Origin of the sequence: Proteus cibi, from assembly GCF_003144405.1 — a bacterium.
In the GTDB taxonomy this organism is placed as follows: domain Bacteria; phylum Pseudomonadota; class Gammaproteobacteria; order Enterobacterales; family Enterobacteriaceae; genus Proteus; species Proteus cibi.
This window is the reverse complement of sequence record NZ_PENW01000031.1, coordinates 39,343-52,937: the sequence shown is the minus strand read 5'-3', so window position 1 is coordinate 52,937 and position 13,595 is coordinate 39,343. Positions and strand designations below refer to the sequence as shown.

Annotated in this window: 13 protein-coding genes; 9 read left to right on the top strand and 4 right to left on the bottom strand. The window is 38.5% G+C overall.

The window, feature by feature from the left end; genetic code table 11:
- Both DK865_RS15625 and DK865_RS15620 read left to right on the top strand, forming a co-directional pair.
- Positions 1 to 1,587 carry an N-acyl-D-amino-acid deacylase family protein gene (locus DK865_RS15625; protein WP_023583525.1) on the top strand — a complete coding sequence of 529 codons (1,587 nt, stop codon included), beginning with the start codon at positions 1 to 3 and terminating at the stop codon, positions 1,585 to 1,587.
- Positions 1,588 to 1,682: 95 nt separating this feature from the next.
- Positions 1,683 to 2,957 carry an MFS transporter gene (locus DK865_RS15620; RefSeq protein ID WP_023583524.1) on the top strand — a complete coding sequence of 425 codons (1,275 nt, stop codon included), beginning with the start codon at positions 1,683 to 1,685 and terminating at the stop codon, positions 2,955 to 2,957.
- Positions 2,958 to 3,178: 221 nt separating this feature from the next.
- On the opposite strand, the gene prfH is transcribed toward DK865_RS15620, so the two are convergent.
- From prfH to deoC, 4 genes are all read right to left on the bottom strand, one after another.
- Positions 3,179 to 3,790 (bottom strand): peptide chain release factor H, encoded by a 612-nt coding sequence (gene prfH / locus DK865_RS15615; RefSeq protein WP_023583523.1) that lies wholly within the window; start codon positions 3,788 to 3,790, stop codon positions 3,179 to 3,181.
- Positions 3,790 to 4,926 carry an RNA ligase RtcB family protein gene (locus DK865_RS15610; RefSeq protein WP_109392320.1) on the bottom strand — a complete coding sequence of 379 codons (1,137 nt, stop codon included), beginning with the start codon at positions 4,924 to 4,926 and terminating at the stop codon, positions 3,790 to 3,792. The genes prfH and DK865_RS15610 overlap by 1 nt, the downstream gene beginning before the upstream one ends.
- A gap of 312 nt (positions 4,927 to 5,238) precedes the next feature.
- Positions 5,239 to 6,015 carry a DeoR family transcriptional regulator gene (locus tag DK865_RS15605; protein WP_036914658.1) on the bottom strand — a complete coding sequence of 259 codons (777 nt, stop codon included), beginning with the start codon at positions 6,013 to 6,015 and terminating at the stop codon, positions 5,239 to 5,241.
- A 55-nt stretch (positions 6,016 to 6,070) separates the two neighbouring features.
- A complete protein-coding gene (deoC, locus tag DK865_RS15600) occupies positions 6,071 to 6,739 on the bottom strand; it encodes a deoxyribose-phosphate aldolase (RefSeq protein ID WP_036914656.1) in 669 nt (222 codons plus the stop codon).
- Between the two features lie 179 nt (positions 6,740 to 6,918).
- Between deoC and rbsK the strand changes: the two genes are divergently transcribed.
- The 7 genes from rbsK (at position 6,919) to argF (ending at position 13,593) form a co-directional block, all read left to right on the top strand.
- Positions 6,919 to 7,839 carry a ribokinase gene (gene rbsK / locus DK865_RS15595; protein WP_023583521.1) on the top strand — a complete coding sequence of 307 codons (921 nt, stop codon included), beginning with the start codon at positions 6,919 to 6,921 and terminating at the stop codon, positions 7,837 to 7,839.
- Positions 7,840 to 8,074: 235 nt separating this feature from the next.
- Positions 8,075 to 8,989 (top strand): N-acetylmuramic acid 6-phosphate etherase, encoded by a 915-nt coding sequence (gene murQ / locus DK865_RS15590; protein ID WP_109392319.1) that lies wholly within the window; start codon positions 8,075 to 8,077, stop codon positions 8,987 to 8,989.
- Positions 8,990 to 9,029: 40 nt separating this feature from the next.
- Positions 9,030 to 10,394, top strand: coding sequence for a PTS transporter subunit EIIC (locus DK865_RS15585; RefSeq protein ID WP_023583519.1), 1,365 nt, complete (start codon positions 9,030 to 9,032; stop codon positions 10,392 to 10,394).
- Positions 10,395 to 10,418: 24 nt separating this feature from the next.
- Positions 10,419 to 11,270: a MurR/RpiR family transcriptional regulator gene (locus DK865_RS15580; RefSeq protein WP_109392318.1), complete on the top strand. Its 852-nt coding sequence runs from the start codon at positions 10,419 to 10,421 to the stop codon at positions 11,268 to 11,270.
- Entirely contained in the window at positions 11,270 to 12,058 is a 789-nt protein-coding gene (locus tag DK865_RS15575) for a sulfite exporter TauE/SafE family protein (protein ID WP_023583517.1), read from the top strand. Before DK865_RS15580 ends, DK865_RS15575 begins: the two co-directional genes overlap by 1 nt.
- 304 nt (positions 12,059 to 12,362) lie before the next feature.
- Positions 12,363 to 12,464, top strand: a complete 102-nt coding sequence (gene speFL / locus DK865_RS19080) for a leader peptide SpeFL (RefSeq protein WP_109372621.1) — start codon at positions 12,363 to 12,365, stop codon at positions 12,462 to 12,464.
- Positions 12,465 to 12,600: 136 nt separating this feature from the next.
- A complete protein-coding gene (argF, locus tag DK865_RS15565; protein WP_023583516.1) occupies positions 12,601 to 13,593 on the top strand; it encodes an ornithine carbamoyltransferase in 993 nt (330 codons plus the stop codon).
- Positions 13,594 to 13,595: the final 2 nt, after the last annotated feature.

The following is a 13,595-nucleotide window of genomic DNA, read 5'->3' as shown; positions in this document are numbered from 1 at the left end:
ATGAAAACAATATTTAAAAACGCCACTGTTATTGATGGAACAGGGGCAAGTGCATTTCAAGCTGATGTTGTGGTTAACGAAGGAAAAATAATAAAAATCGGTCAGTTTGATGCTAAAACGAATGATCAAATTATTGATGCAACAGGAAAGATAGTCTGCCCCGGCTTTATTGATACTCACACTCACTCTGATCTTTCTGCGCTGCTTAATCCCGCTTTATCTGCCAAAATCCGCCAAGGGATCACCACTGAATTGTTAGGGCAAGATGGTGTCGCGTTAGCACCATTACCAGAACAATATATTTCAGCATGGCGCAAAAATATCGCGGGATTAGATGGCGATTCTGACAGTATTGATTGGCATTTTAAAAATACCGAAGGTTACTTAGGGATGTTGGAAGCGAGAGGCTCTGCAACGAATCTTGCTTACCTTGTTCCTCATGGCAACATCCGAATGGAAGCGATGGGATTAGAAGGTAATCCTTCTACTCGTGAAGATGTCGCCAAGATGTGTGAGATCTTAGAGCGTGAGTTAAAAGCAGGGGCATTTGGTTTATCAACAGGATTGATTTATATGCCTTGTGCCTTTGGTGATACCGCTGAAATGATCGCGCTGTGTAAGGTTACAGCAAAACATAATGGTATTTTTGTTGTACACCAGCGTAGTGAAGCTGATGATATTATTCAATCAACTCAAGAGCTTATTGATATCGCTAAAGCATCAGGTGTTTGGTTGCATATTTCCCATATGAAGGTTTGCGGTAAGAAAAACTGGGGATTAATCGACGAAATGCTGGGTATGTTAGAGCAAGCACAAAAAGAGGGCATTCGTATCTCTTTTGACCAATATCCGTATGTGGCAGGCAGTACCATGCTTGGGGTAATTTTACCGCCTTGGGTTCACGCAGGCGGTACAGAGAAATTATTAGAACGCTTAGCTTCTCCTGAACTGCGTAAAAAGATGATTGAAGATATCGAAAAAGGGATTCCGGGTTGGGATAACTTTATTGATTTCGCAGGTTTAGAAAATATTTATGTGACGAGTTCTAAAACAGAAAAAAACCAAGATGCTGTTGGACTTAGCCTTGTAGAGCTAGGCAAATTGAGAGGTAAAGATCCGTATAACGCAACCTTCGATCTGCTATACGAAGAAGAAAATGCGGTAGGAATGGTGGATTTTTACGGTACAGAAGAACACGTTATCAAATTCTTATGTCGCCCTGAACAAAACGTATGTACTGATGGGTTAATGGGGGCAGGCAAACCTCATCCTCGTGTATTTGGTGCATTCCCTCGTGTTTTAGGGAAATACGTCAGAGAAGAAAAATGTCTCACTTGGGAACAAGCTATCCGAAAAATGACAGGTAAACCAGCAGAAGTCCTTCGATTAACCGACAGAGGCTTAATTAAAGAGGGATATGCAGCAGATATTGTGATGTTCGACCCGGAAACCATTATTGATAAAGGCACGTTTGTTGAACCAAACCAATATCCAGAAGGGATTGAGCTGGTGATGGTTAATGGGCGTATTGCTTTAATTAATGGAGTCGAAAGTTACGCCTGTAGCGGTCATGTTTTAAGAGCATAACAACACAATAGCGCTCTTAAACGTTAAACCTTATCTCTGTTTATCACGGTTGTTCTTCAACCGTGATGGCTTCCCCTTACCTGAGGAACAGGAAAATGAGTTCAAATACTATTCCAGACCTTCAACCGAAGAAAACATGGAAAGCTCGTTACACCGTTTTATCCTTAATTTGGTTAGCATGGTTACTCTCATTCTTAGATAGAATGGTAATGAGTGTTTCATTGCCCTTTATTGGACGCGATCTTAATCTTGATACCACACAACAAGGCTTAATTATCAGTGCGTTCTTTGTGGGTTATGCGGCATTCCAAATACCGGGTGGTTTCTTAGCTGACCGTTTTGGCGCACGTAAAATTATGGCAATCGGCATTGCATGGTGGTCAGTCTTCACCAGCTTAACGGGTATGGTGTTTACATTACCGTTAATGTTAGCGGTACGATTCTTATTTGGTATTGGTGAGGGATGTTTTCCATCGGCTTCTTGGAAAATGATCTCGACTTATTTCCCATCTAAAGAGCGTGGTCGTGCTACTGCAATTCAATCAACAGTAAATACTTTAGGACCAGCATTAGCTGTAATTGTTGCCGCCAGTATTATCGGTGCTTTTGGCTGGCATATGGTGTTTATTGTTTTAGGTATTCCTGGATTATTAATTGCAGCGGGTATTTATTTCTTTACTCGTGATAATCCAAAAGATCACCCAAGTATTACTCAACAAGATCTTGATGAGCTAGCAGCGGATGGCACATTAACGGATAAACCTGTTGAAGCGGTACCTTTTAAGGATGTGTTAAAAATGCCAGTGCTGTGGCAAATGGCGGCAATTTGGTTTCTGTTTGATATTACCTTTTGGGGATTCTCAACATGGTTGCCAAGCTATTTAATTACTGTTCGTGAATTCTCTTTGGCGAAAACAGGGGTCATGGCGGCTATTCCATTCTTATTCGGTGCAGGTGGTACATTATTAGGCGGTTATGTTTCGGATAAATGTAAAGCACAGCGTAAATGGTTATATATGATCACCGCAGTGATTGCAGCGGGCTTCTTATATATGACATATACGGTTGAAAGTGCTGATATGGCTGTTGTATATCAGTGTATTTCAGCATTATTTATGTTCTTCGCCATGGCGATGTTCTGGGGTATTTTAATGGATACTATCCCAAATAAAATCATGGGACGTGCATCGGGTATCGTTAACTTCGGCGGTCAAATGGCGGGTGTTGTTTCTGCACCTGTTATGGGCTTCTTAATTAAAGCCAGTGGTGGTAGTTATGACAGTGCATTTATGTTTATGATCATTGCATTAGTCGCCTCTGCTGTTGTGACGTTTACAGTTAAAATGCGAAATACACCTGCAAAAATTTAATTAATGAGTATTAATAATCTTTATATTTAAATAAATGTGATGTTATTAAAAGAAATAAGATTAATTAAATAAAATAAATGTATTAACTATAAGATTTATTTATTAAAACTCACTCTACGCTTTATTGATTTTTTAATTTAAAAAATCTTATTGCAGGATACTTTTGTCTTAAAAAAGCCACGATTAAAAATCGTGGCTTGGCTTTTGTTAGATTAATCACATTATTGGCTTATAAGCACAAAGTCGTTGCCATTAAAACAGAGTGTGGCATCGCCACGAATAACTCGGTGATGGGCAATATGGCGTTGGCTATTTAATGATGCGTGTTGTTTCATCATATAAGCCTCTAAATGCCATGCAATAAGTTGCTTAGCGAGCTTTTTATTAGCGTGCTGGCTACGTTCTGATTGCACTTTGACACTAATACCTGTGGCAATATGTGTTGCTCTGACCGCAGATTCTGTTTTATTCACATGCTGACCACCGGGACCATTTGAGCGCATGGTTTCAAAGACAATTTCTTTGTCATTTATTTCATCAGGTTGTTCAAAACAAGCAACACCAATAAACCAATTTTTCCGTTTATGCCGTGGTCGTAACGTACTTGCACATTGCCATTGCACAGAGCCTGCCCACTGTTGCGCGATAGCCTGTGCATCCGCACCTTCAAGAGACACTAACGCTGATTTTAAGCCATAACGCGAAGGCTCTTTTTCAAGAACCGTGACATTCACTTGCTGTTTTGCGGTTGATTTCAAAAAGTAATTTAAGGCTTTTTCAACCGCTAAACAGCACTCTTCGGGGCCTTGCGCGGAGGTGAATTGTAATAACATTACGCCATCTCCCCACTGGTTTTATAGGTGATCACCGGTTTTAAACGTGCGATAACTTCGATTAATCCAATACTCACCATACTTTCAATCACAGTCTCAATCGATTTATAAGATTGCGGTGCTTCTTCATAAATCAGTTGTTTATTAGCACAAATAATACGGCTACCTAATGCAGTTCGTGAAAGTTGTAGAGGTGTAAAACGGTGGGATAATCGGCCTTTACACTCGGTACGCATCCATTTTCTACCTGCACCATGAGGTAAGGAATAAAGGCTCAATTCGGACACAATGGGCTTAACAATATAGCTGTGATCACCGCGTGAACCCGGAATAACCACCATATCGTGATGTGCGGGTGTTGCCCCCTTACGATGTAACCAACCAGCTTGCCCCTGTAATTCACAAGACTCTACAAGGTTATGATTTACATCAGAAATAACTTCACCTTGAGTGCGAATTTGGCGCATCATTCTTTCACCAATAAGGCGACGATTGATCTTTGCATACTCAAGTGCATGATTGTGAGCGTGCAAATATTGATTTGCCTCTTCGGTGTTAGCAACGAGTCCTTGATGACCAAATTGTTCTGTGTGGGCACGTAAGATAGATTGTCCTAAACCTCTTGAGCCACTGTGAACTAAAAGTAATAACTGTTTTTTGTTGATACCACTTTCAGCGAAAAGTACTTCATTTACCACTTGGTCAATTTGTTGGAATTCAGCAAAATGATTACCACCACCAATAGAGCCTAAAGAGCCCGCGAAAGGGTGGTTTTGCATTTCCGTTGGTAGGTGAGCATCTCGCCATTCTGAAGGTGCAATATCACTCATTTCACTCAACTGTTTCTCTGCTTTATCTAAGTTGAGTTTGCTGTTTTTAAATTCCGTTTGAAAGAGTGTCATACCACAGCCAATATCATTTCCGACTAAAGCAGGGTAAAAACGATTAACAGAAAAAAAGGCTGCACCAATAGGATAACCGCGACCTGGATGTAAATCAGGCATACCTGCAACATAAGCCATATCAGGAAGTTGAGCCGTTGTTTCTAGTTGTTGGATTGCTTTGCTTTCAATCCAAGTATTATCTGATGCGATATAACAAACGCGATCAGATAAATAATGAACACACTTGTCCATATACCAATCCATATAATGTAAAGGATAAAAAAATAAATTGATTGGCGGACAGCAAAAAGAAGAGAAAAGATTACTTCTGAGATTGTCCGCAAAGAGTATTCATATTTGTTGTTGTCATGGGATACCTCCTTGCAGCTAATTAAAATGGGGAAGAAAAATAAATCGCGGGCATAGTAACCACTTTTTTTTGCATTGGCAATTAAAAAGTGGTGTGATTTTTCTTTATTTTTTAAAAAAAGGATGAATAGATTTTATTTAATTTAAGGCTAACTTTATTTTATTTACTGTTTTAAGTTAATACTCTATTTTTAATTAATAAATCACTTTTACTGAGCTTTTTCGGCAATAATCTTCGTAATCATCCGTTAATTTTCTATCAGTAATAACAACATCAAATTGTGCTAAATCGCCCATATTGCCTGTCGCTGTTTCATCGAAATAGTGATATTTAGTAAGTAAGATCTTACGAATAGATTTATCCATCGCTTTTTTCTTCATATAAAGATCGTCGATGTTATAACAAGTAACACCAAAATCGAGATGGACCCCTTCGGCTGAAATAAAGGCTTTTTTAGGATTAATGCTATCAAGATAAGATGGTTGGGTAGGATTGAAGAATGAATCACTTTTAGGACGATATTCACCTCCACAGAGTAATACGGTGGCATTTTTTTTCTGGCTTAATGCCAAAAATACTCGATGAGAATAACAGATCCCAGTGAAATGCAGGTTATCGGGGATCAGTTCAATCAGTGTGGGAATAAACTGTCCATTATCGAAAAAAAGAACATCGCCATCAGAGACCATGCCAGCAGCAAGATTAGGAATATGAAGTTCTTCTGTTTGATCTGGTGTAATAATATCAGAGGATGTTGAGATTAACCCTGAATGAGGTTGGGCTAAAGCAACAATGTAGCCACCTAATAATGACATTGGAAACGGATTTTCAGCGTCAGAACTAAGGTCACGTCTAATGGTCATTTCAGAAACTTCAAGGATCCTTGCGGCGTCTTTAAGATGTATGCGACCTGAGCGTTTTATACATTCACTGAGGCGGCGCAAACGTTCGTGCTGTTTGGTCTCTATCACCGAAGGGTCCTTGTATTAGCGAATAGCGTACTCCAAGAAAATATACGCTAAATAATTAGTAGTTTGATTCAGGCGCATCTGAATCTGTTGCGATAGCGACACTTGCGCTAGCGCCGATACGTGTTGCACCTGCTTTGATCATGTTTAACGCTGTTTGGCGATCGCGAACACCACCGGATGCTTTCACGCCAACTTCATCACCAACTGTTTTACGCATTAAAGCAACATGATGTTCTGTTGCGCCCATTGTACTGTATCCTGTTGATGTTTTCACAAAATCAACGCGGATCTCACGACACATTTCACAAACTAAACGTACTTCGTCGTCAGTTAATAAGCAAGTTTCTAAAATAACTTTCAGAGTAGTATTACCACAAGCTGCTTTTACTGCCTCAATATCTTGTTTTACGAAGTCTAAACGACCACTTTTTAACATACCGATATTGATAACCATATCGACTTCTTGTGCACCTTGACGAATAGCTTCAGCCGCTTCAAATGCTTTTGTTGCTGTTAAACCAGCACCAAATGGGAAGTCGATAACACAACATACTTTTACATCACTTCCTTCAAGGCAAGTTCTTGCTAAAGGAATGTAAGAAGTGTTAATACACACAGAGAAGAAACCGTGTTCAATTGCTTCAGCACACAATTTCTTGATTTGTGCTTCAGTTGTATCTGCAGCAAGAAGGGTATGATCGATATAATTAGCTAATGGACGCATAGTATATTCCTTAATAAGAAGATTGTTATTTTTCACTCATGTTAGTTTGGCAACATATTAGTGCCGTTTTAACGAGATAACAATCACAAATGATATTTAAATAACATGATACTGTTATATATCTATCAACATGTCACTATATTCACATTTATAAATTTCACATAAGAGTAAGAGGCGCTATGGATATCGCAGTGATTGGTTCAAATATGGTGGATTTGATCACCTATATAGATAGGATGCCAAAAGAGGGTGAAACCCTTGAGGCGCCGGCATTTAAGATTGGCTGTGGTGGTAAAGGGGCAAATCAAGCAGTTGCTGCTGCTAAATTAAATTCAAAAGTGATGATGCTAACAAAGGTTGGCGATGATATTTTTGCGGATAATACCATCATGAATTTAGAGTCTTATGGTATTAACACGCGCTATGTTGAAAAAGTGCCTGGTACAACAAGTGGTGTTGCACCTATTTTTGTAACTTCTCAATCATCAAATAGTATTTTAATTGTTAAAGGGGCTAATCAACATTTATCGCCAGAGGATATTGATAGAGCCACAGATAGCCTGAAAAAATGCAAAATAATCGTACTGCAATTAGAAATACCGCTTGAAACGGTCTATCACGCTATTGAGTTCGGCAATAAACACCATATTCCGGTGTTATTTAACCCTGCACCCGCTTCAAAAGCATTAGATCTTAAGATTGCTGCTCGTTGTGATTTTTTTGTTCCGAATGAAACTGAACTTGAAATTTTGACCGGTATGCCAATCACTACAATGGATGAAATTCGCGAAGCCGCTTGTTCTTTACTGCAAAAAGGATTTAAGAATGTCATCGTTACGTTAGGTGAAAAAGGGGCATTATGGATGAACGGCGAAATTGAAAAGTACATTCCTGCTATTAAAGTTGATGCAATAGATACCAGTGGAGCAGGGGATGCCTTTATTGGCTGTTTCTCTCATTATTATGTTCACACCAATAATATTGAAGAAGCGTTACATAAAGCCGTGATGTTTTCAGGTTTAAGTGTTGCCGGAAAAGGTACACAATCTTCTTATCCAAGCATTGAAGAGTTTGGGCAGTTTTTAGCGCAAGCAAAGTAGTACACTTCTGCACTATCACCTCTTTGTATTCCACTTGCTATCTTATTTAGAGAGCGAGTGGAATCACTTTAAAATCAATATATTATTCTATTTTTATAGCCACTAGTGGATTTCTGACAAAGAGAAAGACTTAACTTAATGTGATTGATTTCACAGAGTAGGGATAATTATTATTGAAATGTAATTTCATAAGATGTAATTTTGATTGAAATTTAGTTTCATTGAGGCTGTTATGATGGAAGAAGATGCATTAAGCGAATGTCTTAAAAATGAAAGCAATCAAGAAACAACACAGTTTTCTGAATTAAGCGCTTTAGAGTTGGTTACGCTTATCAATAGTGCAGATATGACGGTTGCAAATGCCGTTAAAAAAGAATTACCCGCTATTGCTAAAGCGGTAGAAAGGATCACTGAGCGTTTGCAAAAAGGGGGACGTATTTTTTATGTTGGTGCCGGAACAAGTGGTCGATTAGCGGTACTAGACAGTGCAGAATGCCCACCTACTTTTGGTGTTTCTCCTACATTAGTGCAGGCGATTATTGCTGGCGGTAATGATGCAATGCTCAAAGCGGTTGAAAATATTGAAGATAGCCAAGAGGCAGCAATTGAAGAGCTTCAACGTCGTCATGTCAGTGATAAAGATGTCGTTATTGGCATTGCGGCAAGCGGTCGTACCCCTTTTACTGTTGCTGCTTTGCAATATGGCAAAAAGCTAAAAGCATTGACGGTATCAATTACTACACGTGGCAAAAGTATGATGAGTGAAATTGCTGACTTATCTATTGCGCCAGATGTGGGTGCAGAGGTGCTAACCGGCTCCACAAGAATGAAAAGCGGTACGGCTCAAAAAATGATTTTGGGTATGTTAAGCACTAGCGTAATGACTAAGCTAGGAAAAGTGCATAAAAACCTTATGGTGGATGTGAGCGCAAGTAATGAGAAATTACAACGTCGCGCTGAAGGTATTGTCAGCGAAGTGTGTGGCGTTTCACATGACAGAGCCAGAACTCTGTTACAAATGGTGAATTATCATCCTAGAAAAGCCATTTTAATGTATGAGCTTCACCTGAGTGTGGAGAAAGTGGATCAAATAACACAGCAATATCCTTATCATTCGCTACAACAGCAACTTGCCTTATTTAATGAATAACAATATGAGTAAACCACTCTGAACTTTAGCAGGCACATATATGGCTAATAAAATAGAACATCTCGACACGTTAGCAATAGAAATAGAAAAACATGCTGGTGGGTTTCAAAATGTGGCAACCCTAACACATTGTATGACGCGTATTCGACTGATTTTAAAAGATAGTGCGTTATTTGATGCAGAGGCGTTAAAACAAGTCGAAGGTGTTAAAGGTGTTGTATTTAATGGCGAACAGCATCAAGTAATTGTCGGAATGGGAACGGCAGCAAAAGTTTATTCCATCATGAATAAGCGTATGCAAAACAGTTCAGCAAGTCGTGAAGATGAGCCTGTGTCAACACCAGTGAAAAAGGGCTTCTCCATTCGTCGTATGCTAAATACATTAGCCGCTATTTTTGTTCCGACAATTCCGGCTTTAATTGGCTGTGGTTTGATTATGGGGTTAATTAATATTATCCGTTTAGTCGCACCCGGTTTAGTTGAGCAATTCCCTGAATTGTTTAAATTATTCAAATTAATAGGTAGTACGGTATTTGCGTATCTCTCTATTATGATTGGGATAAATACCGCTAAAGAATTGGGGGCATCAACTTCAATCGGTGCGGTTATGGCTGGGTTATTAGCCATGCCCGGGCTTGCCGATATCACCTTATTGGGTGAGAAACTACAGCCAAACAGTGGTGGGATCTTTGCCGTATTAATGGTGGTTGTGTTCTCTTCAAAATTAGAATTATGGTTTCGCAGTATCGTTAAAGAGAGCCTCGATCTTATCTTAACGCCATTTGTAACGATTTTAATCTCTTCTCTTGTGGCGATTATGATATTCCAACCTATCGGCCATTATCTTAATCAGCTATTAGCACAAGGCGTATCATTATCACTTTTAAATCAAGGTAGTGGTGCGGTGGTAACGGGTGCAGCGTTAGGGGGGAGTTTCTTATTTTTACTTTTAACGGGATTACATCAAGGGTTAATTCCTATTCATACCGAAATTTTAAATACTTTTGGTTTAAATTACCTATTCCCTATTTTAGCGATGGGCGGAATGGGGCAAGTAGGTTCTTGTTTTTGGGTTTATCTACGTACTAAAAATCAACGGTTAAAGAAAACATTAATGGGCGCATTACCTGTTGGTATTTTCGGTGTCGGTGAGCCTTTATTATTTGGGGTTTCCCTTCCATTAGGAAAACCTTTTATTGCGGGATGTATTGGTGGCGCTGCGGGTGGCGCATTAATGGCATACTTCCAAGTTGGGATCATTATTCCATTTGGTACTGCTGGGTTATCATTAATTCCCTTAGTCGGCGATGGACAAATTATTAAGTTCCTAATCGCGGTATTAGGTGCATGGATTGTCGGTTTTATTGCCAGTATGCTAATGGGATTTACCGATCCAGAGAAATAAGTCAGAAATAAAAAGGATAACAGAATGTCGACACTGACCAAAAAGCTTGAAAGTTTGCGAATACAAGGTAAAGGCACAGAACAGCGTATTGCTCATTATCTATTAGAGAATAGTGAGAATATCGCCAGTATGAATGCGGCTGATCTAGCGCTTAAAGCCGGTGTAAGTAGTGCTTCTGTTATCCGTTTTTCTCGTCAAATGGGATATCGCGGTTATCCGGAATTTAAAATTGATTATCTTTCAGAAGAAAAGCAACAAAAAAGCAGTGGCGATATTCTTTATGGTAATTTAGCAAAAACAGATCCGACGGAGTTAATTATTTCCAAAACGAGCCATCTATTTACTAGTGCTATTCAGGATTCACTTGCGTTATTAGATCCTCATTATATTGATGTATTAGCGCAAAAGATGGTCTGTGCAAAACGGATTGTATTGTTTGGTATTGGTGCATCTGCTGTTGTGGCGAGTGATATTTTTCATAAATTAATTCGTGTAAATAAAAACGCTTTATTTAGTCCAGATCTCCATGCTCAATTGGCTTATTCCGCCAATTTATCGGTGGATGATTTGGCTATTGCAGTGACTGCACGAGGCAATACTGCTGATATTAATCGAATGCTGAAATCGGCAAAAAATGAAGGCTGCTTAACCGTAGCATTAACGCGTTTTGGACAAGATGAAGCCACTCGATTATCAGATTATACATTGCCTTATTTTTATGATGAGCAACACTCTCAATTAGGGGTGATCACACCACAAGTATTACAAATGGTGGCTTTTGATGTGCTGTTTTTTAAATATATGACATTAGCGAGTGAGTCAGCAGAAAAAGCATTATTAAAAGGGCGAGAAGCGGTTATGCAAGGAAATCAATAATGTTACTTATCACCACATTAGCGGTGGGTGCCGCTATTGGTTTAATTATAAGTACGACGGGTGTGGGCGGCGGTGTTATTGTTTTACCGGTATTGACCTATTTTTTTGGTATGAATGCGTTAATGGCAGTGGCAACAGCTAATTTATTATCTATGTTGATGAAAGTCACGTCGTCTTATATGCATTTTCGCCTTGGAAACATTCCTTTTAAAAGAGCGATGATTGTATTAGGAATAATGCTACCAAGTACCTTTTTAGCCAGTGTTTTGGTTAATTATTTAGGTTCGTTAGCGCAGTATCAGCAACAAGTTGAGTGGGGGATCAATGCGCTTGTTGTAGGGGCGATTATTTTTTCTCTATTTCTTTTTGTTCAGAGAATGTTTTTCTCATTACCTTCCGTTGTGGTTGAAAATGCAACGTTAGCGCCTTTAAATATAAAAGCACTTTTACTGCCTGCGATTGCTGCAGGTGTTGTTTTAGGGGCGACTGGAGTAGGTGGTGGTGTGGTTGTATTACCATTATTGTTACGTTATGCAAATCTTTCTATTAAGCAAGCTATTGGTACTTCCATATTTACCACAACATTATTATCGGGATCTTCAGCACTTGCCTATATGCAAGATGGGCATACAGATATTCATTTGGCACTTTTGTTATTCTTAGGTTCGCTAATCTCTATTCCACTGTCTAAGTGGTTGTTGATCAGAATGCCTGACAGAATATTTCAGTATGCGACGTTGATTTTAATTATTTGTAGTGCCGTAATGATGCTGGCTAAATTATTTTAATGTTAAAAGATATCAGTAATGTTAACACTAAAAAATGGAATGAATAATAACTAAATAAATTCTTATTATTTTAGTCGCTATATTTTATATTATCTTGTTAATTTTCTTGAATTAGTTTTTTAATATAAACTTAATTATCCTTAGAGTATATGTGTGTTAATAAAATGTTTTATTTGTTTTTATTTCTACCGATATAAGGTTTTATTTATAAATAGATAATTGAGATGATAATCACATTAATGTTAATTTCTATATGTTTCACTGTAACCCTCATTTAATACCTATAAGTGAAGGTACTAGTATTATGGAAAATAATAATAGGAAAACGCCTCATATTAGACGTATTGCCCACATTATGATGTATAAACAACGTCAGTGCTTCCATTTCTCCGTTTTTAACGGATAAACCCTCTTTCTATTTTCTAGGAATATAAAACATACTTCTTAATAACCTCGGTTATTGAGGTGAGTTTTCTGTTTTTTAAATATCAAACTATTTTTTAACTCTATTATTATCAAAATAATTAGGAGATAGGATTATTATGTCTATTAATATTAAAGGTAGAAGTTTTTTAAAATTACTCGATTTTTCATCTGCTGAAATTCAATACTTATTAAAGCTTTCTAAACATTTTAAATCATTAAAAATGGCGGGTATTCCTCACCGCTCTTTGGCAGGCAAAAATATTGTTTTATTATTTGAAAAAACCTCAACACGTACACGCTGTGCCTTTGAAGTAGCGGGTTATGATTTAGGAATGGGGGTGACTTATCTTGATCCGGGTTCATCACAAATGGGGAAAAAAGAGTCTATTGAAGATACCGCGCGCGTGTTAGGGCGTTTCTATGATGGTATTGAATATCGTGGTTTTGATCAGTCATTAGTGGAGGAGTTGGCGGCAAAATCAGGAGTACCAGTATGGAATGGCCTTACCGATAAATTCCATCCGACTCAGATGTTGGCGGATATGCTAACAGTTGAAGAAAACTTTGGTCATTTAAAAGGGCTTAAGCTGACTTTCTTTGGTGATGCTCGTAATAACGTTGCTAACTCTTTAATGGTGGTTTGCGCTAAATTAGGCTTACATTTTACCGCGTGTGGCCCAGCATCTTTAATGCCAGAAGAACAACTTGTGAAGGCGTGTCGTGCAATTGCGGCTGAAAACGAAGGTTCTATTACATTAACAGACGATATCGAGAAAGGGGCAAAAGACGCTGATGTTCTCTATACCGATATTTGGGTTTCAATGGGTGAGCCAGATAGTGTTTGGGATGAGCGCATTCGCTTACTGAAAGCTTATCAAGTCAATGGATCTATGATGAAAATGGCAAATCCTCATGCGATTTTCTTACACTGTTTACCATCATTCCATGACCGTTTAACAACCATTGGCGAAGATATTTATCAAAAATTTGGCTTGAGCGAAATGGAAGTAGCGGACGATGTTTTTGAGTCTCGCCAATCAAAGGTTTTCGACCAAGCTGAAAATCGTATGCACACCATTAAAGCTGTTATGTTTGCAACGTTAAGCTAAAG